Here is a 23,227-nt window from a genome sequence, read left to right on the forward strand (position 1 = left end):
CGCGCCGTCGGCTCAGGTGGGTGGGCACCAGTCGTGCAGCAGCCGAAAGAACGCCTCCTCGTTTCCGGCCAGTCCGGCACCGGCCAGTGCCTGTTCGGCCTCGGCGAGCACGGCGGGCGGCACCACGAAGGGGCGCGGGGCGTCGGGCGGTCCGTCGAAGGCCGCGCGCACGGTGTGCAGCAGCCTCAGATAGGCCTGCACGGCGGCGCGTTCACGGTCGGTCAGTACGGCGGTGTGCATCGGTCGGCTCTCCCCGTCGGTCGTCGCGGTCACGCGCCCGGACGGCGCGGGCACACCGGGTGTGCGGTGCGCACCCCCCAGCTTGCCGGTCGCCACTGACAACGCCCCCGCACCCGGCCCCGGTTCGCCCGCTTAGCGGAGGCGAAACCTCACCGAAACCCCATGGGGAAATGCCTTTCTACCCTGGAAGGAGAAGGATCCGGCCGGGCCGCAGTGCCCGGGACAGCGGGGGAGGCCGAGCCGTGTCGGAAGTGATGCCCAGCCGTCCGCAGCGCACCGCGCACCTGCGCCCGGTGGGCGACGCGGAACTCGTGGCGCACCACCGGGTCGTGCACGGATACCGGCGCGCCTACCGCATCGCCGGCGACGGTCCCGCCCTGGTCCTCATCCACGGCATCGGGGACTCCTCGGCGACCTGGGCCCGGCTCATCCCCGACCTCGCCCGCACCCACACCGTGATCGCCCCCGACCTGCTCGGCCACGGCGAGTCGGACAAGCCCCGGGCCGACTACTCGGTCGCCGCCTACGCCAACGGGGTGCGGGACCTGCTGACCACCCTGGGCATCGAGTCCGCGACCCTCGTCGGGCACTCGCTCGGTGGGGGAGTCGCGATGCAGTTCGCCTACCAGTTCCCCGAGCGCACCGAGCGGCTCATCCTGGTCAGCGCGGGCGGGGTGGGCCGCGAGGTCAACCCGGTGCTCCGCCTCGTCTCACTGCCCGGTGCCCATCTGGCCCTGTCCGCGCTGCGGCTGCCCGGTATGCGCCTCCAAGTGGGCCTGGCCGTGCGCCTGCTGAAGCTCCTGGACACCGGCCTCGGCCAGGACGCCCCGGAACTGCTCACCCTGGTCGACGCGCTCCCCGACGAGACCTCCCGTAACGCCTTCATCCGCACCCTGCGCGCGGTCGTCGACTGGCGCGGCCAGGTCGTCACCATGCTGGACCGCTGCTATCTCACCGAGGGCATGCCGACCATGCTGCTGTGGGGCGACCGCGACAGCGTGGTACCGGTACGGCACGCCCACCGCGCCCGCGAGGCGATGCCCGGCGCCCGGCTGGAGATCTTCGAGGGCGCCGGGCACTTCCCGTTCCACGCCGACCCGGCCCGGTTCGTCGCCCTGGTCCAGGAGTTCACGGCCGCCACCGCCCCGGCGGACTGGAGCCGTGACCACTGGCGCACCCTGCTCCTCGACGGCCGCCCCGGCACCGGCCACGGCCCGGCCGCCCGGCGAGACCTGCGCGAGGCGAGCGAACGCAGCGCCACCTGAGCGCGCGCCGCGGGTCACTTCCCCAGGTACCCCAGCGACGCCTCGATGCGGCCCGCCACGTCGTGACGCCGTACCGGCCCGCGCAGCGCCGAACCCGCGAGCCGGCTGCGGCACTTGCTGGCCAGCAGCAGCCCGAAGGTCTCCGCGTCCCGTTCCTCGGCGCGGTCGAAGCGGGTGCGGGCGGCCACCCGCTGGACGGCGGCCTGGAGCGCGGCCTGTTCCGTCTCGGTGCCCGCGTCGGAGCCGGTGCCGAGAAGCCGCGCGGCCACCCCGGCCCCCGCCACGTCATGGCCGCAGTGCTCGGCGTGCATGTGCCACAGCTCATGGCCGAGGATCACCAACTGGTGGTCGGGAACGGTGCGTTCCTCGACCACGACCAGGTCGCGGTCGGCCAGGTCCAGCCACAGCCCGCTGGCCGTGCCGGGCGGGAAGACGGCCGTACGGAACTGGACGGGGCGGCCGCGGCGGCGGCCCAGCGCGTCGCACAGCGCCCGGTACAGCTCCTGCGGGGGCGCGGGCGTGGGCAGGGTGAGTCCCCCGACCAGCTCACCGCTCAGCCGGCGCATGTCCCTGCCGATGCCCACGTTCCTCCCTCGGGTCACGACTCTCGGCTCACGACGTACGGCTCACGACTGTCGGCTCACGACTCGGGCCGCTTGACGCTCTCCAGGAGCATGTCCAGCCACTCCGCGACCTTGTCCCGGTGCTGGTCGGTGGGGAGCTGGGCGGCCCGCCAGGCGATGCCGCGCACTCCGTGGTCCTGCAGCAGCCGCTCCAGCGGATCCTCGGCCGTCTCGGCCGCGGCCCGCTCACGGTCGGCCAGCTTCTGCAACAGCTCCTGCTCGACCCGCTGCAGGGCGCCGGCGAGGGCCTCGGGATCCTCGGCCGTGAGGAACCCCGCGTGCACGCGGAAGTAGCGCTGCAGGGCGTCGCAGTGCTCCATGGTCGGCCGCCGGTCACCGTTGATGAGGGCGCCCGCCTGCTGCCGGGACATGCCCGCGCCGTCGGCGATCTCCTGCTGGGTGTGCTTGCGGCCGTTCGGCTTGAGCCGGGTGCGGCGCAGCAGGTCCAGGCGTTGCAGGAAGCGGGCCTGGACGTCGGGCTCGCCCGCCGGGCGGCCGGCCAGCAGGGCCCGGACCACGGACTCGGGGACACCGCAGGCGTGCGAGAGCCGTCCGACATGGAAGACCTCGGCGTGCGCGACGCCGAGCCGGTCGGCGAGCGCGGAGACGCGGGAGACGACGGCCGGCAGCTGGGCGGTCGCCGTGGCGCCCGGATCCTCGTAGCCATCCGTCACCGACTGAACTCCTACGTCTCTCAGGGGAATCAGGGGCTTCTCACAAGCTGCACCGTTGATGACCCGGCGCCCGCACGATCCCCCGGAGATTAGCGGGTCGTTCGAACTCACATCCAGGTCTCGCCACAACTGTGGCCAATTTCGGACGTCAACCGACATGAAATGCCACGATAGTTGACATGACTCTGGGTGGGGCAGCAGGATCACATCGCCGCGAGAAGGCCGCATAGGCAAGAGGGGTGACCTCCCGATGGCATATCAGGCAGGTGGGCGGCGGCCGGCGCCGCGGCCCGTCCCCGAAAGCCCTGAGGCCCAGGCGTACCTCCAGGACTACGCGCTACTGCTGGACGCCGTCCCCTTCCCGTCCCTCGTGGTGGACCACCGCTGGGACGTGGTGCTGGCCAACGGCGCGTTCGAGACACTTTTCCGGGCGGTCGCCCCGCATCCCACCGCGATGCCCGGCGACAACTTCCTGCGTTTCGTCCTGTTCCACCCGGATGCCGGAACGATTCTCGGCGCCCACGAGGCGGGCTGGTGCCTGCCGCTGCTTGCGCAGTTCAAGTCCGCCCTGGAGCGGTACGGCCACGACCACGAACTCCAGGCGATCCGCCGGGAGATCGCCCAGGACCCCATCATGGAGGCCGCCTTCCGGCAGGGCCTGCCGCACTGGCTGCGCGCGGTCGGCGAGGACGGCGCGCAGCTCGACGGAGCCGTCCGGCAGCTCCTGCACCCGGACCCGCTGCTGGGCGCAACCGAGTGCCGCGTCGTCGGCGAAATCCCCAAGACCCTCCAGGACATGGGCTACGCGCGTTACACCCTGGTACTGCGCGCCGTCCCCCGCCCCGCCGCCCCGCGCCGCTCCCGGCGGCCCGGCGGGCTCGGTGCCCATCTCACCGTCGTCCCGGCCCCCGAAGGCTGACCCGGCACCGTCGGCGTTCAGGTCGCCGACGGCGCCGGGCCGGACGATGCCGCCGGGCCGGACGATGCCGCCGGGCCGGAGGACGCCGCCGGGCCGGAGGACGCCGCCGGGCCCCCGCCTCGACTCCGTCTCATCCGCCCGCCACCACCAGGACCAGCGGCACGCCCCGGCACGGCACCAGCCGCAGCCCGCCGAACGTGCCCGGCCGGCCGCTCTCCAGGACCGCCGCGAAGTCCGGCCCCCTGTCCAGTGAACCGGCCAGCTGGGCCGGGTCCGCCGAAGCCGCCACCCGGCCGCGGGCGTTGACCAGCCGCGCGGGTCCGGGCAGCTCGCGCAGCAGCGGCAGCGCGGCCGCCTCGAAGTGCCGCAGGTACACGTCGGCCGCGGCCACGCCCAGGAACCGGCCGCCCACCTCCACCGGCGCCGACAGCGTGAGGCTGTACTCGTCCGAACAGAGGTAGTCGACGTACGGCCCGGCCACCGCCCGCCGCCCGGTCTCCCGGGGCAGCGCGAACCAGTCCCAGTGCGTGTAGTCGGAGTAGGCCGAGGTGCGCGGGTCCAGGTCGAGGAGGAGCGGCCGTACGTCCCCTGAGGCGTCGCTCTGCCACCACTCCAGCCACGCCGGGACGTCGGCCAGCACCCCGGGCGCGGCCACGAACCCGACACCGGAGACCAGCTCCTGGCGGGCGAGGCGCAGATGGAGCCCGGGGCGGAGCGCGGCCAGGTCCGCGGTGACCGGCCGGCGGCCCTCGGCGACCACCCGGGCCAGCAGCGCGGCCGTGTCGGCGCGGGTGGCCGCGACGGCGTCGAACACCGTCTCCAGGGCGTGGCCGACCCGCGCGGCCACGTACTCCTCGGCGGCGTCGAGCGTGGCCGCCGCCGGACCGGAGGGGACGGTGGAGCGGCTCATGGTGCCCTCCGGCGGACGGGGGAGCGGGCGCGGCGCGGCTACAGGGCCAGCCGCAGGGCGATCAGCCGTGCCGTCGAGTCCCGTACGCACCGCTCGGCCAGCTCCCTGGCCGATGTGTGCGCCCCATCCTGCACGGCCGAGATTACGGACCGGTGACGGTCCGCCACCTCTTCACGATATTCGTCGTCCCCGAGCACAAGGCAGAACAGTGCCCCGATCTCCGTCTGCAGCGCCACCTGTTCGCGGGTGAGCCGGGCCGACTGGGCGGCGGCGGCCAGCTCCACGTGGAAGCGGCCGTACACCCGGCTGCGCGCTGCCGCGTCCGGCGCCCCGCGCAGCTCCTCGGTGGTCCGGCGGAGCTGGTCGAGGTCGTGGTCCTCGGTGCGCTGCGCGGCGAGCTCGGCGGCGGTGCCGGACAGGGCCGCCCAGTGGTCGCCGAGGTCGCGCAGCTCCTCGGGGCTCCAGCCGCGCAGCCGCGCCGTGAGCCGCTCCCGGTCGGGCACCTCGGGGGAGGACACGAAGCTGCCGCCGCCCCGCCCCCGGCGGGTGACCACCAGACCCTGCTGGCGCAGCGCCATGAGCGCCTCCCGCAGGGTCACCGTGGACACCCCGAGCTGTCCGGCCAGTTCGGTCTCGCCGGGCAGCTGCTCCCCGTCGCAGAGCAGGCCGAGCTCGATGGCGTCGCCGATCCGGCGGACCACGGCGTCCACCCGGGCCCCGCCGTCCACGGGGGCGAAAACGGCCTTTCGGGCGCCGCCCGCCGTCTGCTGCTGTCTCACGGCCCACCACCCTATGCGTTGACCCAACCTTTACCTTGAAAGGGTCTTGAGATATGAACTATGACTTCATATCTTTCCGATCACCAGGTGCAACGCACGAGAACGGCAGAGAGGTTCCCGCCCATGGAGGCCAGCGCGATCCGGTTGCGGGATCTGCGGAAGTCGTTCGGCGAGACCAGCGCCGTCGCCGGGGTCGACCTGGAGATCCGGGACGGCGAGTTCTTCTCCATGCTCGGCCCCTCCGGCTCCGGCAAGACCACCGTGCTGCGCCTGATCGCCGGCTTCGAGACCCCCACCTCGGGCACGATCGAACTCGCCGGGCAGGACGTCACCCGCCGCGCCCCCTTCGAGCGCGACGTGCACACCGTCTTCCAGGACTACGCCCTGTTCCCGCACATGAGCGTCGAGCAGAACGTCGCCTACTCCCTCAGGATCCGGGGGGTTCCCAGGGCCGAACGCCTGGTCCGCGCCCGCAAGGCACTCGCCGAGGTCCGCCTCGACGGCTACGGCACCCGCCGCCCCTCCCAGCTCTCCGGCGGCCAGCGCCAGCGCGTCGCCCTCGCCCGCGCCCTGGTGGGACGGCCCCGCGTCCTGCTCCTGGACGAACCCCTCGGCGCCCTCGACCTCAAGCTGCGCGAGCAGATGCAGATCGAACTCAAGGCCCTGCAACGCGAGGTCGGCATCACCTTCGTCTTCGTCACCCACGACCAGGAGGAGGCCCTGACGATGAGCGACCGCGTCGCCGTCTTCCACCAGGGCCGCATCGAACAGGTCGGCACCCCAGCCGAGATCTACGAACGCCCCGAGACCCCCTTCGTCGCCTCCTTCGTCGGCACCTCCAACCTGCTCACCGGGGAGACGGCGCTGCGCGTGCTCGGCGAGCAGGGCACCCACAGCGTCCGCCCGGAGAAGATCCGGGTCCTCGACGAAAACGCCGCCGAACCGGGCACGGAAGGGCACGTCACCGCCCTCGGCACCGTCGCCGAAGTCGTCTACCTCGGCGACGCCACCCGCTTCCTGGTCGACCTGGACGGCGGCGGCCGGCTCACCGCGCTCCAGCAGAACCTCGACACCTCCGCCGAGGACGTCACCGCCTACCGCGGCACCCGCGTCCGGCTCCGCTGGCAGCGCCGGCACACCGTCCACGTCCCCGACTGACCCGCCGTCCTCACGTCCGGATCCGCCGACCCTCACCTCTGGAGTACGCCGTGCGCCTCCCCCGTCCCCTCACCGCGGCCGTCCTCGCCGCGCTGCTGCTGGCCGCCACCGCCTGCGGCTCCTCCGGCTCCGGCTCCTCGACCGGACTCAACCCGCCCGACCTCAAACCCCTCGCGAAACTCGGCAAGTCCGAGGGCGAGGTCAACCTGATCGCCTGGGCCGGCTACGTCGAGGACGGCTCCGACGACCCCAAGGTGGACTGGGTCACCGACTTCGAGAAGCAGACCGGCTGCCAGGTCAACTCCAAGGTCGCCGCCAGCTCCGACGAGATGGTCAAGCTGATGAAGACCGGCCAGTACGACGCCGTCTCCGCCTCCGGCGACGCCTCCCTGCGCCTGATCGCCTCCGGCGACGCGGCCCCCGTCAACACCAAGCTCGTACCGAACTACAAGGACGTCTTCAGCGGCCTGAAGAACGGCGCCTGGAACTCCGTCAAGGGCCAGATGTACGGCATCCCGCACGGCCGCGGCGCCAACCTGCTGATGTACAACACCCAGAAGGTCAGCCCCGCGCCCACGTCCTGGTCCGCCGTCTTCGACGACGCCGGGAAGTACAAGGGCCACGTCACCGCCTACGACTCGCCGATCTACATCGCCGACGCGGCCCTGTACCTCAAGGCCACCAAGCCGGAGCTGAAGATCAAGGACCCCTACGCGCTCGACCAGAAGCAGTTCGACGCGGCCGTCGCCCTGCTCAAGCAGCAGAACGCGGACATCGGGGAGTACTGGAGCGACTACCTCAAGGAGATCTCCGCCTTCAAGAGCGGCGACTCCGTCATCGGCACCAGCTGGCAGGTCATCGCCAACCTGGCCGCCGGCGAGGGCGCCAAGGTCAAGGCCTTCGTGCCCAAGGAGGGCTCCACCGGCTGGTCCGACACCTGGATGGTCTCCGCCAAGGCCAAACACCCCAACTGCGCCTACCAGTGGCTGAACTGGATCGTCTCCCCGAAGGTCAACGCCGAGGTCGCCGAGTACTTCGGCGAGGCCCCCGCCAACGCCAAGGCCTGCGCCCTGACCAGCGACAAGAACTTCTGCACGACCTACCACGCGGCCGACGAGAGCTACTGGAAGAACATCGCCTTCTGGAACACGCCCATCGAGCAGTGCCTGGACGGCCGCACCGACGTCACGTGCGTGCCGTACGCCAAGTGGGTGCAGGCCTGGACCGAGATCAAGGGCTGACCCATGGCCCTGCTCACCCGGACCGCGGGGGCGCTGCACCGGCGCCCCCGGCTCCGCCTCGCCCTGCTGCTGACCGCCCCGCTGCTGTGGCTGGCCGTGCTCTACCTCGGCTCACTGGCCGTGCTGTTCGTCTCCGCGTTCTGGACGACGGACTCCTTCACCTCCGAGGTGGTGAAGGTCTGGTCGACCGACAACTTCCACGAGCTGTTCACCACGCCGGTCTACCGGCAGGTGATCCTGCGCAGCGTCGGCGTCGCCCTCGCGGTGACCGCCCTGTGCGCGGTGCTCGCCTTCCCGGTCGCCTTCTACACCGCCCGGGTCGCCAGGCCGAGCCGGCGCCCGCTGCTCGTGGTCGCCATCCTCACGCCGCTGTGGGCGAGTTACCTGGTCAAGGTGTACGCCTGGCGGCTGATCCTCTCCGAGGGGGGCCTCGCCGACTGGCTGCTCAAGCCCCTCGGACTGAGCGGGCCGGGCTTCGGACTGCCGGCCACCGTGCTGACCCTGACCTACCTGTGGCTGCCGTACATGATCCTGCCGATCCACACGGCGCTGGAGCAACTGCCCGACAACCTCCTCGACGCGTCGGCCGACCTGGGCGCCCGCGCCGGGCGGACCTTCCGTTCGGTGGTGCTGCCGATGGTGCTGCCGTCCGTCGCCGCCGGATCCGTCTTCACCTTCTCGCTCAGCCTCGGCGACTACATCACCGTGCAGATCGTCGGCGGCAAGACCCAGCTCATCGGCAACCTCGTCTACGCCAACATCGAACTCAACCTGCCCATGGCCGCCGCCCTCGCCACCGTACCCGTCGCCGTCATCGTGCTCTATCTGCTCGCGATGCGTCGTACGGGCGCGCTGAGCAGCCTGTAGAGGAGCCCGCCGTGCAACTCTCCCGTTCCGCGCGCATCGCGCTGCGCCTCGCCGCCGGGTTCGGCTTCGCCGTGATCTACGTCCCGCTGCTCCTCGTCCTCGTCAACTCCCTGAACCCCGACCGCAGCGCCGGCTGGCCCCCGCCCGGCCTGACCACCCACTGGTGGTCGGCCGCCTGGCGCAGCTCGGGCGCCCGCGAGGCGTTGTGGACCTCGGTGAAGGCCGGGCTCGGCGCCACCGCGATCGCCCTGGTGCTCGGCACGCTGATCGCCTTCGCCGTCGCCCGGTACCGCTTCTTCGGCCGCAACGCGCTGTCCTTCGTGGTCGTGCTGCCGATCGCGCTGCCCGGCATCGTCACCGGCATCGCCCTCAACTCGGCGTTCAGCACGGTCCTGGAGCCGCTCGGCGTCGGACTCGGCCTGTTCACCGTGGTGGTCGGACACGCCACCTTCTGCGTGGTGATCGTCTTCAACAACGTCGTCGCCCGGCTGCGCCGTACCTCCGGCAGCTACGAGGAGGCGGCGGCCGACCTGGGCGCCGACACCTTCCGGGCCTTCGTGGACGTCACCTTCCCGCTGGTGCGTTCGGCGCTGCTCGCGGGCGGGCTGCTCGCCTTCGCGCTCTCCTTCGACGAGATCGTGGTCACCACCTTCACCGCAGGACCTGGCGTCCAGACCCTGCCCCTGTGGATCTTCGACAACATGACCCGCCCGCAGCAGGCTCCGGTGGTGAACGTGGTGGCGGCGGTCCTCGTCCTCCTGTCCGTCGTCCCGATCTACGTCGCGCAACGCCTTTCGGCGGACACGGCGACCGGCAGCCGGGTCTGAGGTGGGCGACGGTCGAGCCCGTCACCCCCTCTACGCCGAGCACACCACTTCCGCGTGACCTGCGAAGGCGCCGAGATCTCCCTGCACGCTCGCAAGGACCAGCACCCGGCGACCCGCCGGAAAGCCGAGACCCACACGCCGAAACTCCGAGCGCACCCAGACTGCCTGTTCCCCGTTGACCGCAATGACCGCCACGTCGAGGCCGAGTCTGCCCATCCTCTGCGCGGGAGCGTCCGGCGTTCAGGCCGTGGCACGGAAGACGTACGCCGTCATCGGGGCGGTGACCGGACCCGGGCCCAGACGGGTCGTCATCTCCTCGATGACGGTGGCCCGGACGGCCGGTCCGTCGCCGCGCTCCTCAATGGCCGCGCGCACCGGTGTCCCGGTGAGGTACCCGGTGGCAAGGTCGGCGGTCGACGCGGCCCGGCCCTGAAGCGTCAGCTCCTGCTCGTCCTCGACAGCGAACCCGGCGGCCGCCAGATCAGCGGCCACGACAGCGGGGTCGGCGTAGCCGTGCGGAACCATCCGGAAGAACCGTGGCGGGTCGACCGGAAAGGCCCGCTCCAGCCCGGCCTGCAGCGCGACTTCGAAGGCGTGCGTCCCGAGCGGGCCCCAGGTGTTGAAGAGGAACCGGCCGCCCGGGGCCAGCACCCGGCGGACCTCGGTGAAGGCCTCGATGCGGTCGGGAAGGAACATCACGCCGAACTGGCAGACCACCAGGTCGAAGCCTCCGTCCGGGAACGGCAGCCGCTGCGCGTCGGCCTGCCGCCACACCGCGCCAGGGGCCCGGGTCGCCCCGAGAGCGACCATGGCCTCGTTCAGATCGGTGGCCGTCACCTCGGCCGAGGGTGCCGCCGCGAGCAGTTCTGCTGTCAACACGCCAGTTCCCGCGGCCAGTTCGAGGATTCGCCGCGGGTGGAGTGCCGCCGCCCGGGCGGTCAGGTCCTTGGCGAAGGGCCGGAAGACCACCGGCACCAGGTACTGCTCATAGGCCGCCGGCATGGATGCGGACCATCGCCGGTCGGCACTGCTTCCTGTCACCGTCATGACGGTAGCGCCGCGTCAGGAAACGGCTTCCTTGCCGCGCCGCCCGGCGGCTGCTCGAGACCGAGGCCGGCGGCCGTCGCGCGGACGGTCTTGGCTGTGGTGAGTTGCCGGACGACGGCGTGGTCGTCACACCTTCCTCTAGAGTTGCGAAGCCCCTCCGTCGACGGGGAACTCCGTTCCCGTCGAGAAGGTCGCGCCGAACGCCAAGTAGGCCACCGCGGCGGCCACCTCCTCGGGCATCCCGAGCCGCTGCATGGGGTTGGTGCTCCGGTAGGTGTCCTTCATCGTCTCGGCGACGTCGGCGGGCAGGGAGCGGTCCAGGATGCCGGTGTCGACCGGGCCGGGGCTCACGGCGTTGACGCGCACCTTGCGCGGCAGCAGCTCGCGGGCCAGGGTGCGCGTCATCGACCGCAGGGCCGCCTTGCTCGCCGAGTAGACACTGAGCGCGTCGAGGCCCAGGACGTTCACCACCGACGTGGTGAGGACCACGCCGCTTCCCTCGTGCAAAAGCGGCGCCAACGCCTGCACGGTGAAGTACGGGCCCTTGGTGTTGATGTCGAACAACGCGTCGTACATCTCCTCCGTCGTGGATTCGAACGGCGCGGACGCGGTGACACCGGCGTTGACGAACAGCGCGTCCACCTCGCCGAAGTGCTCTGCGACGGTGTCCGCCAGCGCCTCGATGTCCTTCAGGTTCGCGGCGTCGCTGCGGACGGCGACCGCCTTGTCCCCCAACTGCTCCAGCGCGGCGTCCAGGGTGGACGGGGTGCGGCCGGTGATCAGTACGCGCGCCCCACCGTCCGCGAACAACCGGGCCGTGGTCAGGCCGATACCGCTGCTTCCACCCGTGATCACGATCTTCTTGCCGTCATAAGTGCTCATGCCCTCAACCCAAATGTCCACCCGTACTCCCTGTCCAAGACCTGTTCCGTATGCCGTCATGTCCCGGGCGTATGACGACGTGCGACGTACCCTGGGCGAATGGACCTCGATCTGCGGCTCGTGCGCTATTTCACGGTCGTGGCGGAGTACGGAAACTTCGGCCGGGCCGCCACGAAGCTGCACTTGGCGCAGCCGTCGCTGAGCCGCCAGATCCAGCGACTGGAGGCTCAGCTCGGGGTCCGGCTCTTCGACCGTTCGCCGCAGGGCAGCAGCCTCTCCGACGCCGGCCGGGCATTCCTGCCCAGGGCACGGACACTGCTCCAGGAGGCCGAGCAAGCCGCTCGCACGGCCAGAGCGGCCGCCCGGCCCCCGACCGTCACCATCGGCTACGCCGAAGGGCTGGTCATCACCGCCTGTGTGCAGGAACTGCGCCGGCGGCACCCTGACGGCCAGGTCCGCACCCGGCACCTCGACTGGCGGGACACGCGTGCCCTTGCCGAGGGGCGCGTCGACGCACTCGTCGCCTACAGGCCGCTGCCCTTCCCCACGGACGGCTTCCGGGTGGCCGAGCTCCGTGAGGAGCCGCGGGTTCTCGTCGCGGCGGCCGGACATCGGCTGGCGAACGAGGAAACGGTCAGCCTGCGGACTCTGGCGGGCGAGGGACTGGTGCCCTGCGTCAGCACTCCGGTCGTCTGGAGCACGCCCAAGCCGGTCGGCGACCGCCCGGCACCACCCCCGCCCGCGATCGACGACAGCTACGAGGACAAGCTGGAACTCGTCGCCACCGGCCACTGCGTCGCGATCTTCCCTGCCGGCGACCGACGCGCCACCGCGCGCGAGGACGTCGCCCTGGTGCCGGTCACCGGCATCGATCCCTGCGAGGTCGTCCTCGTCACGCGCGCCGGCGACCCCAACCCGCTGCTCGGACCGCTGGAGGACGTTGCACGTGCACTGCTCGGCACCACCTCCCGGCGGGAGGACCGGGTGCGCGGGTGAAGCGCCGTCGTCACGCCGCGCCGCGTCCGCTCCCACCGTGCTCGGCCGATGCCGAGACGCTGCCGCCACCTTACGCAAACAGCTTGCGTAACTTGCGCTACCCTTGCGTGCATGACGCGACGACTTGCGGAAGTAGCCAAGAAGGTCGGGGTCAGCGAGGCCACGGTCAGCCGGGTGCTCAACGGCAAGCCGGGGGTCTCCGAGGCGACCCGGCAGGCGGTGCTCTCGGCCCTCGACGTGCTCGGGTACGAGCGCCCCACCCAACTGCGCGGTGAACGCGCCCGGCTCGTCGGTCTGGTCCTGCCCGAGCTGCAGAACCCCATCTTCCCGGCGTTCGCCGAAGTGATCGGAGGCGCTTTGGCCCAGCTGGGCCTCACGCCCGTGCTCTGCACCCAGACCAAGGGCGGGGTCTCCGAGGCGGACTACGTGGAGCTGCTGCTGCAACAGCAGGTCTCCGGCGTGGTGTTCGCCGGCGGGCTCTACGCCCAGGCGGAGGCGCCGCACGACCACTACCGGCTGCTCGCCGACCGCAACATCCCGGTGGTGCTGGTCAACGCGGCCATCGAGCACCTCGGCTTCCCGAGCGTGTCCTGCGACGACGCGGTGGCGGTGGAGCAGGCCTGGCGGCACCTCGCCTCCCTGGGACACGAGCGCATCGGCCTGGTCCTCGGTCCCGGCGACCACGTCCCCTCGGCCCGCAAACTGACCGCCGCGCGGGCGATCGGCGACGTGCCGGACGAGTTCGTGGCCCGCGCGATCTTCTCCATCGAGGGCGGCCACGCGGCCGCGTCCCGGCTCATCGACCGGGGCGTCACCGGCATCATCTGCGCCAGCGACCCGCTCGCCCTGGGTGCGGTGCGCGCGGCCCGCCGCAAGGGGCACGAGGTGCCCTCCCGGGTCTCGGTGGTCGGCTACGACGACTCGGCGTTCATGAACTGCACCGAGCCCCCGCTCACCACCGTCCGGCAGCCCATCGAGGCCATGGGCAGGGCCGCCGTCGAACTCCTGAACGCGCAGATCGGCGGGACGGTGGTGCCGGCGGAGGAACTGCTGTTCGAGCCCGAGCTGGTCGTCAGGGGTTCGACCGCGCAAGCGCCGAAAGCCTGAGGCTCAACAGATCCCATCCTCTGTCGAATAATTACAGATTCTGCGTGACATCTTGCGCGGCGGTGCTGCCGGTGCTTGAGTGTGCGGCGCCCACCGATCCCGGTGCGGCGCCCAACTGCTCCTGTTCTGGGGGGTCCACCGATGTCCAGCACCGGGTTCCGCCGTGCTCTCGTCGCGTTCGGCGTCTGTTCCTCACTCGCGCTCTCCGCCACGGCCTGCGGGTCGAGCGGCGACGACGCGGGCAGCGGCAAGACGCGCATCACCGTCAACTGCGAGCCGCCGAAGAGCGCCAAGGTCGACCGTTCGTTCTTCGATCAGGACACGGCCGACTTCGAGAAGAAGAACCCGGACATCGACGTCGTCATGCACGACGCGTTCCCCTGCCAGGACCCGAAGACCTTCGACGCCAAGCTGGCCGGCGGCCAGATGGAGGACGTGTTCTACACGTACTTCACCGACGCCAAGCACGTGGTGGACATCAACCAGGCGGCCGACCTCACGCCGTACCTCAAGGACCTGAAGAGCTACGACACCATCCAGAAGCAGCTGCGGGACATCTACACCGTCGACGGCAAGGTCTACGGCATCCCGCGCACCGGCTACTCGATGGGCCTGATCTACAACCGCAAGCTCTTCCAGCAGGCCGGTCTCGACCCCGACAAGCCGCCGACGACCTGGGAAGAGGTCCGCGCGGACGCCAAGAAGATCGCCGCGCTCGGCAACGGCGTGGTCGGGTACGCCGACTACAGTGCGCAGAACCAGGGCGGCTGGCACTTCACGGCGGAGATGTACTCGCAGGGCGGTGACGTGGTCTCGGCCGACGGCAAGTCGGCGACCGTCGACACCCCCCAGGGGCACGCGGTGCTGCAGAACCTGCACGACATGCGCTGGACCGACAACTCGATGGGCAGCAAGCAGCTCCTCATCATCAACGACGTCCAGCAGATGATGGGTTCGGGCAAGCTCGGCATGTACCTCTCGGCGCCGGACAACATCCCGATCCTGGTGAAGGAGAAGGGCGGCAACTACAAGGACCTCGCCCTCGGCCCGATGCCCGGCGGCCAGGGCACCCTCATCGGCGGCGACGGCTACATGTTCAACAAGAAGGACACCCCCGCCCAGATCCGCGCCGGCCTCAAGTGGCTCGACTCCATGTTCCTCACCCCCGGTGACGGCTTCCTCGGCGACTACGCCCGCGCCAAGAAGAACAACGCACCCGTCGGCCTGCCCGAGCCGCGCCTGTTCACCGGCGCCGCCGACGCCAAGGACCAGGCGGTCAAGAAGGCCAACGCCAACGTGCCGGTGGAGAACTACCAGGCGTTCCTGGACGGCAACCAGTCCCTGCAGATGAAGATCGAGCCGCCGGACGCCCAGCAGATCTACTCCGTCCTCGACGGCACCGTCTCCGCCGTCCTCACCAAGAAGGACGCCGACATCGACCAGCTCCTCAAGGACGCCAACGACAAGATCAACGGCATCCTGGCCCGAGGCTGACCGCGATGACCAAGACGGCCGAGCACCGACCCGCCCCGGCGGCGGTCGGCGCCCGACAGACTCCGGCGCCGCCCCCGGCAGGGGACCGGAGGCGGCGCCGGATCACCGACCAGGTCCGCGCCTACGGCTTCCTGCTCGGCGGACTGATCTGCTTCGCGCTGTTCTCCTGGTACCCGGCGATCCGCGCCGTGGTGATCTCCTTCCAGAAGTACACGCCGGGCTCGTCCGCCGAGTGGGTAGGCACCGCCAACTTCACCCGGGTCCTGCACGACCCCGAGTTCTCGGCGGCCTGGCGCAACACCCTCACCTTCACGCTGCTGGCCCTGCTCATCGGCTTCGCGATCCCCTTCGTCCTCGCCCTGGTCCTCAACGAACTGCGGCACGCGAAGGCGTTCTTCCGGGTCGTGGTCTACCTCCCGGTGATGATCCCGCCGGTGGTCAGCGCCCTGCTGTGGAAGTGGTTCTACGACCCCGGGGCGGGCCTCGCCAACGAGACGCTGCGCTTCCTGCACCTGCCCACCTCGAACTGGACCAACGGCACCGGCACCGCGCTCGTCTCCCTGGTGATCGTGGCCACCTGGGCCAACATGGGCGGCACCGTCCTGATCTACCTGGCCGCCCTCCAGTCCATCCCCGGTGAGCTGTACGAGGCCGCGGAACTGGACGGCGCGAACCTCCTGCAGCGCGTCCGGCACGTGACGATCCCGCAGACCCGGTTCGTCATCCTCATGCTGATGCTGCTCCAGATCATCGCCACCATGCAGGTGTTCACCGAGCCGTTCGTCATCACGGGCGGCGGTCCGGAGAACGCCACGGTCACCGTGCTCTACCTGATCTACAAGTACGCCTTTCTCTACAACGACTTCGGCGGCGCCTGCGCGCTCAGCGTGATGCTCCTGGTGCTGCTCGGCATCTTCTCGGCCGTGTACCTGCGGCTGACCCGGTCCGGGGAGGACGGATGAGCAGCGCGACCCGCACCCTGATCTCCCCGGCGACCCTGGCCCGCCCGCGCGGGAGAGCGGCCTACTGGACGGTCTTCACGGGGATCGTCGTCCTGTTCGCGCTCGCCTTCCTGTTCCCCGTGTACTGGATGGTGACCGGCGCGATGAAGTCGCCGGACGAGATCGCCCGGACCCCGCCCACCGTCATCCCCACGCACTGGCACCTGTCCGGCTACACCGACGCCTGGGACCTGATGCAGCTCCCGGAGCACCTGTGGAACACGGTGGTGCAGGCGGCCGGTGCCTGGGCCTTCCAGCTGGTGTTCTGCACGGCCGCCGCCTACGCCCTGTCGAAGCTGAAGCCGGCCTTCGGCAACGTGATCCTCGGCGGCATCCTGGCCACCCTGATGGTGCCGGCCCAGGCCCTGGTCGTACCCAAGTACCTGACCGTCGCCGACCTGCCGTTCCTTCACACCAGCCTGCTGAACGACCCGCTCGGCATCTGGCTGCCGGCCGTCGCCAACGCATTCAACCTCTACCTCCTCAAGCGGTTCTTCGACCAGCTGCCCCGCGACGTGCTGGAGGCCGCCGAGATCGACGGCGCCGGAAAGCTGCGCATCCTCTGGTCCGTGGTCCTGCCCATGTCCCGTCCGGTCCTCGGGGTCGTCTCGATCTTCGCCCTGGTGGCGGTCTGGCAGGACTTCCTGTGGCCGCTGATGGTCTTCTCCGACACGGACAAGCAGCCCATCAGCGTGGCCCTGGTCCAGCTGTCGCAGAACATCCAGCTCACCGTGCTCATTGCCGCGATGGTGATCGCCAGCATCCCGATGGTCGCGCTGTTCCTCGTCTTCCAGCGGCACATCATCGCCGGGATCAGCGCGGGCAGCACCAAGGGCTGACGGCCCTTCCTCCGACAGAAAGGTTCGCCCAGTGGGACAGCCCAGCCATGCCCCGAAGGACCAGGACTGGTGGCGTTCGGCCGTCATCTACCAGGTGTACGTGCGCAGCTTCGCCGACAGCGACGGCGACGGCACCGGCGACCTCGCGGGCGTCCGCGCGAAGCTGCCGTACCTCGCCGAACTCGGCGTGGACGCGCTGTGGTTCAGCCCCTGGTACCCGTCCCCCATGAAGGACGGCGGCTACGACGTCGCCGACTACCGGGCCATCGATCCGGCGTTCGGCACCCTCGCCGAGGCCGAGAAGCTCATTTCGGAAGCGCGGGAGCTGGGCATCCGGACGATCGTCGACATCGTCCCCAACCACGTCTCCGACCGGCACCCGTGGTTCCAGGCGGCGCTGGCCGCCGGGCCGGGCAGCCCGGAGCGCGAGCTGTTCCACTTCCGCCCCGGCCGCGGCCCGAACGGCGACCTGCCGCCCAACGACTGGCCGTCGCAGTTCGTCGGCTCCACCGAACCGGTGTGGACCCGGCTGCCCGACGGCGAGTGGTACCTGCACCTGTTCACCCCGGAGCAGCCCGACCTCAACTGGGCGCACCCGGCCGTCCACCAGGAGCACGAGGACATCCTGCGCTTCTGGTTCGAGCGGGGCGTCGCGGGCGTCCGCATCGACTCGGCCGCGTTGCTCGCCAAGGACCCGGACCTGCCCGACCTGGCCTCGCACCCGCACCCGCACCCCTTCGTCGACCGCGACGAACTCCACGACATCTACCGTGCCTGGCGCGCGGTCGCGGACGCCTACGACGGGGTCTTCGTCGGCGAGGTCTGGCTCCCCGACGCCGAACGCTTCGCCCGCTACCTGCGTCCCGACGAACTCCACACCGCCTTCAACTTCTCCTTCCTGTCCTGCCCCTGGGACGCGGCCCGGCTGCGGACGTCGATCAACACCACCCTCGCCGAGCACGCCCCGGTCGGCGCCCCCGCCACCTGGGTGCTGTGCAACCACGACGTGACCCGTACGGCCACCCGCTACGGCCGCGAGGACACCGCCTTCGACTTCGCGGCGAAGGCCTTCGGCGTCCCGACCGACCTGGAGCTGGGGACGCGCAGGGCCCGTGCGGCCGCGCTGCTCTCCCTGGCCCTGCCCGGCGCGGTCTACATCTATCAGGGCGAGGAGCTGGGGCTGCCGGAGGCCGACATCCCGGTCGACCGCATCCAGGACCCGATGTACTTCCGGTCCGGCGGCACCGACCCGGGCCGGGACGGCTGCCGGGTGCCGCTGCCCTGGGCGGCCGGGGCGCCGCACGCGGGCTTCGGCTCGGGTCAGGAGCCGTGGCTGCCGCAGCCGGCCGGCTGGGCGTCGTACGCGGTCGACCGGCAGCAGGACGACCCCGGCTCCATGCTCGCCCTGTACCGGCGCGCCGTCGCCCTGCGCCCGCGCTTCGGTGCGGGCCCGCTGACCTGGCTGCCGGCCCCCGAGGGCGTCCTCGCCTTCAGCCGCGCCGACGGTGTGACGTGCGTGGTCAACCTGGGCGCCACCCCCGCCGAACTCCCCGCCCACTCCGAACTCCTGCTCAGCAGCGGCCCGTTGGACGACGCCGGCCGGCTGCCGCAGGACACGGCGGCCTGGCTGACGAACTGAGCCGCCGGTAACGCTCGCGCTATCCCCGTCCCCCCACCCCCGAAGGGATCAGCACATGCAGCGCAGCACAGCCATCTCTGTCAGGAGCATGCCAGCTGTGGCGGCGGTCGTGGCGCTCGCCGCGGGCATGCTCGTCGCCCTCGCACCCGCCGCCCACGCCGCCGCGGGCGCGAGCCTCCCCTTCACCTCGGTGGAGGCGGAGGCGGCGACCACCACGGGTACGAAGATCGGCCCCGACTACACCCAGGGCACCCTCGCCTCCGAGGCCTCGGGCCGTCAGGCCGTGCGTCTCACCTCCGGACAGCGGGTCGAGTTCACCGCCCCCCAGGCGTCCAACGCCGTGAACCTCTCCTACAGCGTCCCCGACGGCCAGACCGGCAGCCTGAACGTGTACGTCAACGGGGTCAGGATCGCCAGGACCCTGGCCGTCACCTCCAAGTACTCCTACGTCGACACCAGCTGGATCGCAGGAGCCAAGCAGCACCACTTCTTCGACAACGCCCGGCTGTTGCTCGGCCAGAACATCCAGGCCGGCGACAAGGTGGCCTTCGAGTCCACCGGCACCCAGGTCACCGTCGACGTGGCCGACTTCGAGCAGGTCGCGGCGGCCGCCTCGCAGCCCGCCGGGTCGGTCTCCGTCGTCTCCAAGGGCGCCGACCCGAGCGGCAACGGCGACTCCACCCAGGCCTTCCGGGACGCCGTCTCCGCCGCCCAGGGCGGCACGGTGTGGATCCCGCCGGGCGACTACAGGCTGACGTCCTCGCTGAGCGGCGTGCAGAACGTGACCCTCCTCGGCGCCGGCAGCTGGTACTCGGTCGTGCACACCTCCCGGTTCATCGACCAGTCCAGCTCCTCAGGGAACGTCCACATCACCAATTTCGCGGTCATCGGAGAGGTGACCGAACGCGTCGACTCCAACCCGGACAACTTCGTCAACGGCTCCCTCGGACCCGGCAGTTCGGTCTCCGGGATGTGGATCCAGCACCTCAAGTGCGGGTTCTGGCTGACCGGCAACAACGACAACCTCGTCGTCGAGAACAACCGCATCCTCGACACCACCGCCGACGGCCTCAACCTCAACGGCAACGCCCACGGCGTCCAGGTCCGCAACAACTTCCTGCGCAACCAGGGCGACGACTCCCTCGCCATGTGGTCCCTGAACTCGCCCGACTCCAACTCCAGCTTCACCAACAACACCGTCTCCCAGCCGAACCTGGCCAACGGCATCGCGATCTACGGCGGCACCGACCTCTCGGTGAAGAACAACCTGATCTCCGACACCAACGCCCTGGGCAGCGGTATCGCCATCTCCAACCAGAAGTTCCTCGACCCGTTCTCACCGCTGTCCGGCACCATCACGGTCGACGGCAACACGCTGGTGCGCACCGGCGCGATCAACCCCAACTGGAACCACCCGATGGGCGCGCTGCGCGTCGACTCCTACGACAGCGCCATCAACGCCACGGTGAACATCACCAACACCACGATCACCAACAGCCCGTACAGCGCCTTCGAGTTCGTCTCAGGCGGCGGGCAGGGGTACCCGGTCCGCAACGTCAACGTGACCGGCGCGACCGTGCAGAACACCGGCACGGTCGTGGTCCAGGCCGAGGCGCAGGGCGCCGCCACCTTCCGCAACGTCACCGCCACCGGCGTCGGCGCGGCCGGCATCTACAACTGCCCCTACCCGGCCGGCTCCGGCTCCTTCACGCTCACCGACGGCGGCGGCAACTCCGGCTGGGCCGGCACCTGGTCGGACTGCTCCACCTGGCCGGCCCCCGGGCAGGGCAACCCCGACCCGGACCCGAACCGCAACCTCGCCAAGGGCCGCCCGGCGACCGCCACCGGCTCGCAGGACGTCTACACCCCGGGCAAGGCGGTCGACGGCGACGCGAACAGCTACTGGGAGTCGACCAACAACGCCTTCCCGCAGTCGCTGACCGTCGACCTCGGCTCCTCCTACGCCGCCCGCCGCCTGGTGCTGAAGCTCCCCCCGTCCTCGGCCTGGAGCGCCCGGACCGAGACCGTCACCGTCCTCGGCAGCACCGACGGGTCGAACTTCTCGACCGTGGTGGGCTCCACGGGCTACCGCTTCGACCCGGCCACCGGCAACACCGTCACCGTGCCCCTGCCCGGCTCCACCAACCTGCGCTACCTGCGGCTCACCGTCACCGCCAACAGCGGCTGGCCGGCGAGCCAGTTCAGTGAGGTGGAGGCGTATCTGACCTCCTGACCGGGTCACCCCCCGGGAACCCCGCGCTTCGGCGGGCGGCCGTGGCGGCGAGCGAGGCGGACCTGCGGATCACAGATCCAGCACCAGGCGCGCCCCTCGGCACCGCGAGACACAGATGAGCATGGTCTCCCCGGCCGCCCGTTCCTCCTCGGTGAGCACCGAGTCCCGGTGGTCCGGTTCGCCTTCGAGGACGTCCGTCTCACACGTCCCGCAGGTGCCCTCGGTGCACGAGTAGAGCACCTCGACCCCGGCGGCCCGGACCGTGTCGAGCACCGAGACACCGGGCGCGACGGTGAGGGTACGGCCGCTCTGCGCGAGGACGACCTCGAACTCCCGGTCCCCGTCCGCCTCCTGGGCCTTCGGCTGGAACCGTTCGACCCGCAGGGCGCCGGCCGGACAGCGCGCCTCCACCGCGTCCAGCAACGGCCCCGGACCGCAGCAGTACACGAGGGTGCCGTCCGGGACGTCGTCGAGTACCGCGGCCAGGTCCAGCAGCCCGGCCTCGTCCTGCGGTACGACGGTGACCCGCTGGTCCCCGTACCGCGCCAACTCACCGGTGAACGCCATGGACCGCCGGGTCCGGCCGCCGTACAGCAGCGTCCACTCGGCGCCCGCGGCCTCGGCGGCGGCGAGCATGGGCAGGATCGGGGTGATGCCGATGCCGCCCGCGACGAACCGGTAGCGCGGCGCGGGTTCGAGCCGGAAACGGTTCCGCGGCCCGCGTACCCGCACCTTGTCACCGACGCCCAACTGCTCGTGGACGTGCGCGGATCCGCCCCGCCCGGCCGGCTCCCTGAGCACCGCGATCCGCCAGCCGGAGCGGTCCGCGGGATCCCCGCAGAGCGAGAACTGCCGCTCGAGGCCGGGACCGAGCACGACATCGACGTGCGCCCCCGGCTCCCAGCCCGGGAGTTCCTCGCCGAGGGGGTGCCCAAGCGTGAGGGCGACCACGCCGTCGGCCGCCGACTCCCATTCCTGCACGACGAGTTCGGCTTCGTAGAGGCTCATGCGGTGCGCTCCGGGAGCTGGTGGCCTTCGGGGTGGCCGAGCATCCACTCCCACATCTCGACCGGGTCCTGGGCGCTGTGCTCGGCGCCGCAGTGGCAGGTGCCGTGCAGGACGTCGGTGCCCGGCAGCCAGTCGATGCGGTAGATCTCCCCGGTCGGTGTGCTCACAGGACCTTCTCCACGGGCTTGTCGCCCTCCTCGACCAGCCGGGCGAGGATACGGCGGGCGGCCAGGCCGCCGGTGTCGATGTTGATGCTCAGCTCCTGGTAGCCGGCCCGCTCCGAACCCAGTGTCCGTTGCAGGAGGTTGAGGGCGTCCACGTCCTGCATGACCACCGTGTGGTTGTTGCTCCGCAGGAACTCGGTGACCTCGGCGTCGTCGGTCGCCCAGTCCCGGGAGACCATCCAGAAGTCGTACACCTTGCCGTCCGAGGACGGGGTGATCGCATAGGTGATCTCGGTGTGGAAGCCGTTCGGGTCGCTGCCGTCCGCCTCCGGCACCACCCCGGCCGGCGCGATCCGGCTGTGCAGCAGATACAGGCACGGCGCGTGGTACTCGATGTCCTGCCAGCGCGTGATCCGGCCCTCGATGCCGGTGGAACGGGCGTAGAACGGGGGGCACTCGGCGTCGTCCATGTGCCGGCTGACCCGTACGATCCCGGCGCCCTCGTCGACCTCGGTGGTGATGGGCGTCTCGGCGACCTCGGGGGTGCCTATGTAACCGCCGTGCAGATACGTCTCGTGGGAGAGGTCGAGGAGGTTGTCGACGAGGAGACCGTAGTCGGCGTCGATGGGCTCCATGCCGCGCACGGTCAGCCAGCCGGGGGAGTCGAGGTGCCGGGCGCGCGGGACGGCGCCCGCGTCGGCGAGCGCGGGGTCGCCGATCCAGACCCACACCAGCGAGTCCTGCTCGACCACCGGGTAGGAGGCGACCCGTGCGGTGCGCGGGACGCGCTTCTGCCCCGGCACGTACACGCACGCGCCGGTCCGGTCGTAGGTGAACCCGTGGTACCCGCACACGATCCGGTCGCCGTCGAGCCCGCTCTCCGACAGCGGGTAACGGCGGTGCACACAGCGGTCGGCGAGGGCGACGGGCGTGCCGTCCTCCTCGGCCCGGTAGAACACGAGGGGCTCCCCGAGGATCGTCCGTCCGAGCAGCTCACGCCCGACCTCGTGACTGTAGGCGGCGACGTACCACTGGTTCCTGGCGAACGCGGTCATGTGCGGCATGGCAGTTCCCGTCCCTGTCGGCGGGGCTCCGTCGCCCCGCGTGCCGTGGTTGGAATCAGGGTCGTGAGGCTTGCGTCGGCTTGGCAAGGCAGCTTCCTCCAGGCGGAAGGACTTCTGCAAAGGGGCTGTTCAGAGCCGTGTTCCGTCAGTCCCTGGCCACCAGAACGGCTTTCCTCGGCTGCCGGGCGCGGCCGTGACGGTGCTGCGGTCGCATCGGGGTCCTGGCCTCGCGCGAAGTCGGTAGATCGTG

23 protein-coding genes are annotated in these 23,227 nt (G+C 70.9%); 13 read left to right on the top strand and 10 right to left on the bottom strand.

Annotated features, from left to right (window positions below; translation table 11 throughout):
- Positions 1-12: 12 nt before the first annotated feature.
- Positions 13-240 carry a hypothetical protein gene (locus ACZ63F_RS30975; protein WP_382720123.1) on the bottom strand — a complete coding sequence of 76 codons (228 nt, stop codon included), beginning with the start codon at positions 238-240 and terminating at the stop codon, positions 13-15.
- A 254-nt stretch (positions 241-494) separates the two neighbouring features.
- Here ACZ63F_RS30975 and ACZ63F_RS30980 point away from each other — a divergent pair, with 254 nt between their 5' ends.
- Positions 495-1,505 carry an alpha/beta fold hydrolase gene (locus ACZ63F_RS30980; protein WP_469716249.1) on the top strand — a complete coding sequence of 337 codons (1,011 nt, stop codon included), beginning with the start codon at positions 495-497 and terminating at the stop codon, positions 1,503-1,505.
- A 14-nt stretch (positions 1,506-1,519) separates the two neighbouring features.
- Here the strand turns inward: ACZ63F_RS30980 and ACZ63F_RS30985 are convergent, their stop codons facing one another.
- Both ACZ63F_RS30985 and ACZ63F_RS30990 read right to left on the bottom strand, forming a co-directional pair.
- A complete protein-coding gene (locus ACZ63F_RS30985) occupies positions 1,520-2,071 on the bottom strand; it encodes a toxin-antitoxin system, toxin component (RefSeq protein ID WP_469716251.1) in 552 nt (183 codons plus the stop codon).
- A 74-nt stretch (positions 2,072-2,145) separates the two neighbouring features.
- A complete protein-coding gene (locus tag ACZ63F_RS30990; RefSeq protein ID WP_469715905.1) occupies positions 2,146-2,802 on the bottom strand; it encodes a helix-turn-helix domain-containing protein in 657 nt (218 codons plus the stop codon).
- A gap of 250 nt (positions 2,803-3,052) precedes the next feature.
- Between ACZ63F_RS30990 and ACZ63F_RS30995 the strand changes: the two genes are divergently transcribed.
- Positions 3,053-3,721: an MmyB family transcriptional regulator gene (locus tag ACZ63F_RS30995; protein ID WP_469715907.1), complete on the top strand. Its 669-nt coding sequence runs from the start codon at positions 3,053-3,055 to the stop codon at positions 3,719-3,721.
- A gap of 130 nt (positions 3,722-3,851) precedes the next feature.
- Here the strand turns inward: ACZ63F_RS30995 and ACZ63F_RS31000 are convergent, their stop codons facing one another.
- Both ACZ63F_RS31000 and ACZ63F_RS31005 read right to left on the bottom strand, forming a co-directional pair.
- Positions 3,852-4,631 carry a cache domain-containing protein gene (locus tag ACZ63F_RS31000; RefSeq protein ID WP_469715910.1) on the bottom strand — a complete coding sequence of 260 codons (780 nt, stop codon included), beginning with the start codon at positions 4,629-4,631 and terminating at the stop codon, positions 3,852-3,854.
- A gap of 38 nt (positions 4,632-4,669) precedes the next feature.
- Positions 4,670-5,410 (bottom strand): FadR/GntR family transcriptional regulator, encoded by a 741-nt coding sequence (locus ACZ63F_RS31005; protein WP_469715913.1) that lies wholly within the window; start codon positions 5,408-5,410, stop codon positions 4,670-4,672.
- A 123-nt stretch (positions 5,411-5,533) separates the two neighbouring features.
- Between ACZ63F_RS31005 and ACZ63F_RS31010 the strand changes: the two genes are divergently transcribed.
- Genes ACZ63F_RS31010 through ACZ63F_RS31025 form a run of 4 tightly spaced genes read left to right on the top strand, consistent with a single transcriptional unit; the run spans position 5,534 to position 9,503 of the window.
- Positions 5,534-6,568: an ABC transporter ATP-binding protein gene (locus tag ACZ63F_RS31010; protein ID WP_469715916.1), complete on the top strand. Its 1,035-nt coding sequence runs from the start codon at positions 5,534-5,536 to the stop codon at positions 6,566-6,568.
- A 50-nt stretch (positions 6,569-6,618) separates the two neighbouring features.
- Positions 6,619-7,809, top strand: coding sequence for an ABC transporter substrate-binding protein (locus tag ACZ63F_RS31015; RefSeq protein ID WP_469715918.1), 1,191 nt, complete (start codon positions 6,619-6,621; stop codon positions 7,807-7,809).
- Positions 7,810-7,812: 3 nt separating this feature from the next.
- Positions 7,813-8,676: an ABC transporter permease gene (locus ACZ63F_RS31020; protein ID WP_469715921.1), complete on the top strand. Its 864-nt coding sequence runs from the start codon at positions 7,813-7,815 to the stop codon at positions 8,674-8,676.
- A gap of 11 nt (positions 8,677-8,687) precedes the next feature.
- Entirely contained in the window at positions 8,688-9,503 is an 816-nt protein-coding gene (locus ACZ63F_RS31025; RefSeq protein ID WP_469715924.1) for an ABC transporter permease, read from the top strand.
- Between the two features lie 240 nt (positions 9,504-9,743).
- On the opposite strand, the gene ACZ63F_RS31030 is transcribed toward ACZ63F_RS31025, so the two are convergent.
- Together ACZ63F_RS31030 and ACZ63F_RS31035 are read right to left on the bottom strand one after the other, a co-directional pair.
- A complete protein-coding gene (locus ACZ63F_RS31030; RefSeq protein ID WP_469715926.1) occupies positions 9,744-10,505 on the bottom strand; it encodes a class I SAM-dependent methyltransferase in 762 nt (253 codons plus the stop codon).
- A 183-nt stretch (positions 10,506-10,688) separates the two neighbouring features.
- A complete protein-coding gene (locus ACZ63F_RS31035; RefSeq protein ID WP_469715927.1) occupies positions 10,689-11,432 on the bottom strand; it encodes an SDR family oxidoreductase in 744 nt (247 codons plus the stop codon).
- 99 nt (positions 11,433-11,531) lie between these two features.
- Here ACZ63F_RS31035 and ACZ63F_RS31040 point away from each other — a divergent pair, with 99 nt between their 5' ends.
- From ACZ63F_RS31040 to ACZ63F_RS31070, 7 genes are all read left to right on the top strand, one after another.
- Positions 11,532-12,428, top strand: coding sequence for a LysR family transcriptional regulator (locus ACZ63F_RS31040; protein ID WP_469715930.1), 897 nt, complete (start codon positions 11,532-11,534; stop codon positions 12,426-12,428).
- A 111-nt stretch (positions 12,429-12,539) separates the two neighbouring features.
- On the top strand, positions 12,540-13,535 hold the full coding sequence (locus tag ACZ63F_RS31045; RefSeq protein ID WP_351955825.1) for a LacI family DNA-binding transcriptional regulator: 996 nt from the start codon (positions 12,540-12,542) through the stop codon (positions 13,533-13,535).
- Positions 13,536-13,676: 141 nt separating this feature from the next.
- A complete protein-coding gene (locus ACZ63F_RS31050) occupies positions 13,677-15,029 on the top strand; it encodes an ABC transporter substrate-binding protein (RefSeq protein ID WP_352367430.1) in 1,353 nt (450 codons plus the stop codon).
- A gap of 5 nt (positions 15,030-15,034) precedes the next feature.
- Positions 15,035-15,991 carry a carbohydrate ABC transporter permease gene (locus ACZ63F_RS31055; RefSeq protein WP_351955827.1) on the top strand — a complete coding sequence of 319 codons (957 nt, stop codon included), beginning with the start codon at positions 15,035-15,037 and terminating at the stop codon, positions 15,989-15,991.
- Positions 15,988-16,869, top strand: coding sequence for a carbohydrate ABC transporter permease (locus tag ACZ63F_RS31060; RefSeq protein ID WP_469715932.1), 882 nt, complete (start codon positions 15,988-15,990; stop codon positions 16,867-16,869). The genes ACZ63F_RS31055 and ACZ63F_RS31060 overlap by 4 nt, the downstream gene beginning before the upstream one ends.
- A 31-nt stretch (positions 16,870-16,900) precedes the next feature.
- A complete protein-coding gene (locus ACZ63F_RS31065; protein WP_469715934.1) occupies positions 16,901-18,508 on the top strand; it encodes a glycoside hydrolase family 13 protein in 1,608 nt (535 codons plus the stop codon).
- 88 nt (positions 18,509-18,596) lie between these two features.
- Complete coding sequence (locus ACZ63F_RS31070; RefSeq protein WP_469715936.1) at positions 18,597-20,741, top strand: discoidin domain-containing protein; 2,145 nt, start codon at positions 18,597-18,599, stop codon at positions 20,739-20,741.
- A gap of 69 nt (positions 20,742-20,810) precedes the next feature.
- On the opposite strand, the gene ACZ63F_RS31075 is transcribed toward ACZ63F_RS31070, so the two are convergent.
- Genes ACZ63F_RS31075 through ACZ63F_RS31085 form a run of 3 tightly spaced genes read right to left on the bottom strand, consistent with a single transcriptional unit; the run spans position 20,811 to position 22,977 of the window.
- Positions 20,811-21,749 carry a PDR/VanB family oxidoreductase gene (locus ACZ63F_RS31075; RefSeq protein ID WP_469715938.1) on the bottom strand — a complete coding sequence of 313 codons (939 nt, stop codon included), beginning with the start codon at positions 21,747-21,749 and terminating at the stop codon, positions 20,811-20,813.
- A complete protein-coding gene (locus tag ACZ63F_RS31080) occupies positions 21,746-21,916 on the bottom strand; it encodes a hypothetical protein (protein ID WP_469715941.1) in 171 nt (56 codons plus the stop codon). The genes ACZ63F_RS31075 and ACZ63F_RS31080 overlap by 4 nt, the downstream gene beginning before the upstream one ends.
- On the bottom strand, positions 21,913-22,977 hold the full coding sequence (locus ACZ63F_RS31085) for a Rieske 2Fe-2S domain-containing protein (RefSeq protein ID WP_469715942.1): 1,065 nt from the start codon (positions 22,975-22,977) through the stop codon (positions 21,913-21,915). Before ACZ63F_RS31085 ends, ACZ63F_RS31080 begins: the two co-directional genes overlap by 4 nt.
- Positions 22,978-23,227 lie beyond the last annotated feature (250 nt).

This window comes from Streptomyces sp. NPDC104761 (assembly GCF_055583445.1).

What these genes read in the sequence shown, in the direction of transcription:
- ACZ63F_RS31085 (WP_469715942.1), bottom strand. Translation starts at nt 22,977, where the DNA reads ATGCCGCACATGACCGCGTTCGCCAGGAACCAGTGGTACGTCGCCGCC.
- ACZ63F_RS31040 (WP_469715930.1), top strand. Translation starts at nt 11,532, where the DNA reads ATGGACCTCGATCTGCGGCTCGTGCGCTATTTCACGGTCGTGGCGGAG.
- ACZ63F_RS30975 (WP_382720123.1), bottom strand. Translation starts at nt 240, where the DNA reads ATGCACACCGCCGTACTGACCGACCGTGAACGCGCCGCCGTGCAGGCC.
- ACZ63F_RS30985 (WP_469716251.1), bottom strand. Translation starts at nt 2,071, where the DNA reads ATGCGCCGGCTGAGCGGTGAGCTGGTCGGGGGACTCACCCTGCCCACG.
- ACZ63F_RS31045 (WP_351955825.1), top strand. Translation starts at nt 12,540, where the DNA reads ATGACGCGACGACTTGCGGAAGTAGCCAAGAAGGTCGGGGTCAGCGAG.
- ACZ63F_RS31035 (WP_469715927.1), bottom strand. Translation starts at nt 11,432, where the DNA reads ATGAGCACTTATGACGGCAAGAAGATCGTGATCACGGGTGGAAGCAGC.
- ACZ63F_RS31020 (WP_469715921.1), top strand. Translation starts at nt 7,813, where the DNA reads ATGGCCCTGCTCACCCGGACCGCGGGGGCGCTGCACCGGCGCCCCCGG.
- ACZ63F_RS31055 (WP_351955827.1), top strand. Translation starts at nt 15,035, where the DNA reads ATGACCAAGACGGCCGAGCACCGACCCGCCCCGGCGGCGGTCGGCGCC.
- ACZ63F_RS31070 (WP_469715936.1), top strand. Translation starts at nt 18,597, where the DNA reads ATGCCAGCTGTGGCGGCGGTCGTGGCGCTCGCCGCGGGCATGCTCGTC.
- ACZ63F_RS31000 (WP_469715910.1), bottom strand. Translation starts at nt 4,631, where the DNA reads ATGAGCCGCTCCACCGTCCCCTCCGGTCCGGCGGCGGCCACGCTCGAC.
- ACZ63F_RS31060 (WP_469715932.1), top strand. Translation starts at nt 15,988, where the DNA reads ATGAGCAGCGCGACCCGCACCCTGATCTCCCCGGCGACCCTGGCCCGC.
- ACZ63F_RS31050 (WP_352367430.1), top strand. Translation starts at nt 13,677, where the DNA reads ATGTCCAGCACCGGGTTCCGCCGTGCTCTCGTCGCGTTCGGCGTCTGT.
- ACZ63F_RS31075 (WP_469715938.1), bottom strand. Translation starts at nt 21,749, where the DNA reads ATGAGCCTCTACGAAGCCGAACTCGTCGTGCAGGAATGGGAGTCGGCG.
- ACZ63F_RS31010 (WP_469715916.1), top strand. Translation starts at nt 5,534, where the DNA reads ATGGAGGCCAGCGCGATCCGGTTGCGGGATCTGCGGAAGTCGTTCGGC.
- ACZ63F_RS31030 (WP_469715926.1), bottom strand. Translation starts at nt 10,505, where the DNA reads ATGCCGGCGGCCTATGAGCAGTACCTGGTGCCGGTGGTCTTCCGGCCC.
- ACZ63F_RS30995 (WP_469715907.1), top strand. Translation starts at nt 3,053, where the DNA reads ATGGCATATCAGGCAGGTGGGCGGCGGCCGGCGCCGCGGCCCGTCCCC.
- ACZ63F_RS30980 (WP_469716249.1), top strand. Translation starts at nt 495, where the DNA reads ATGCCCAGCCGTCCGCAGCGCACCGCGCACCTGCGCCCGGTGGGCGAC.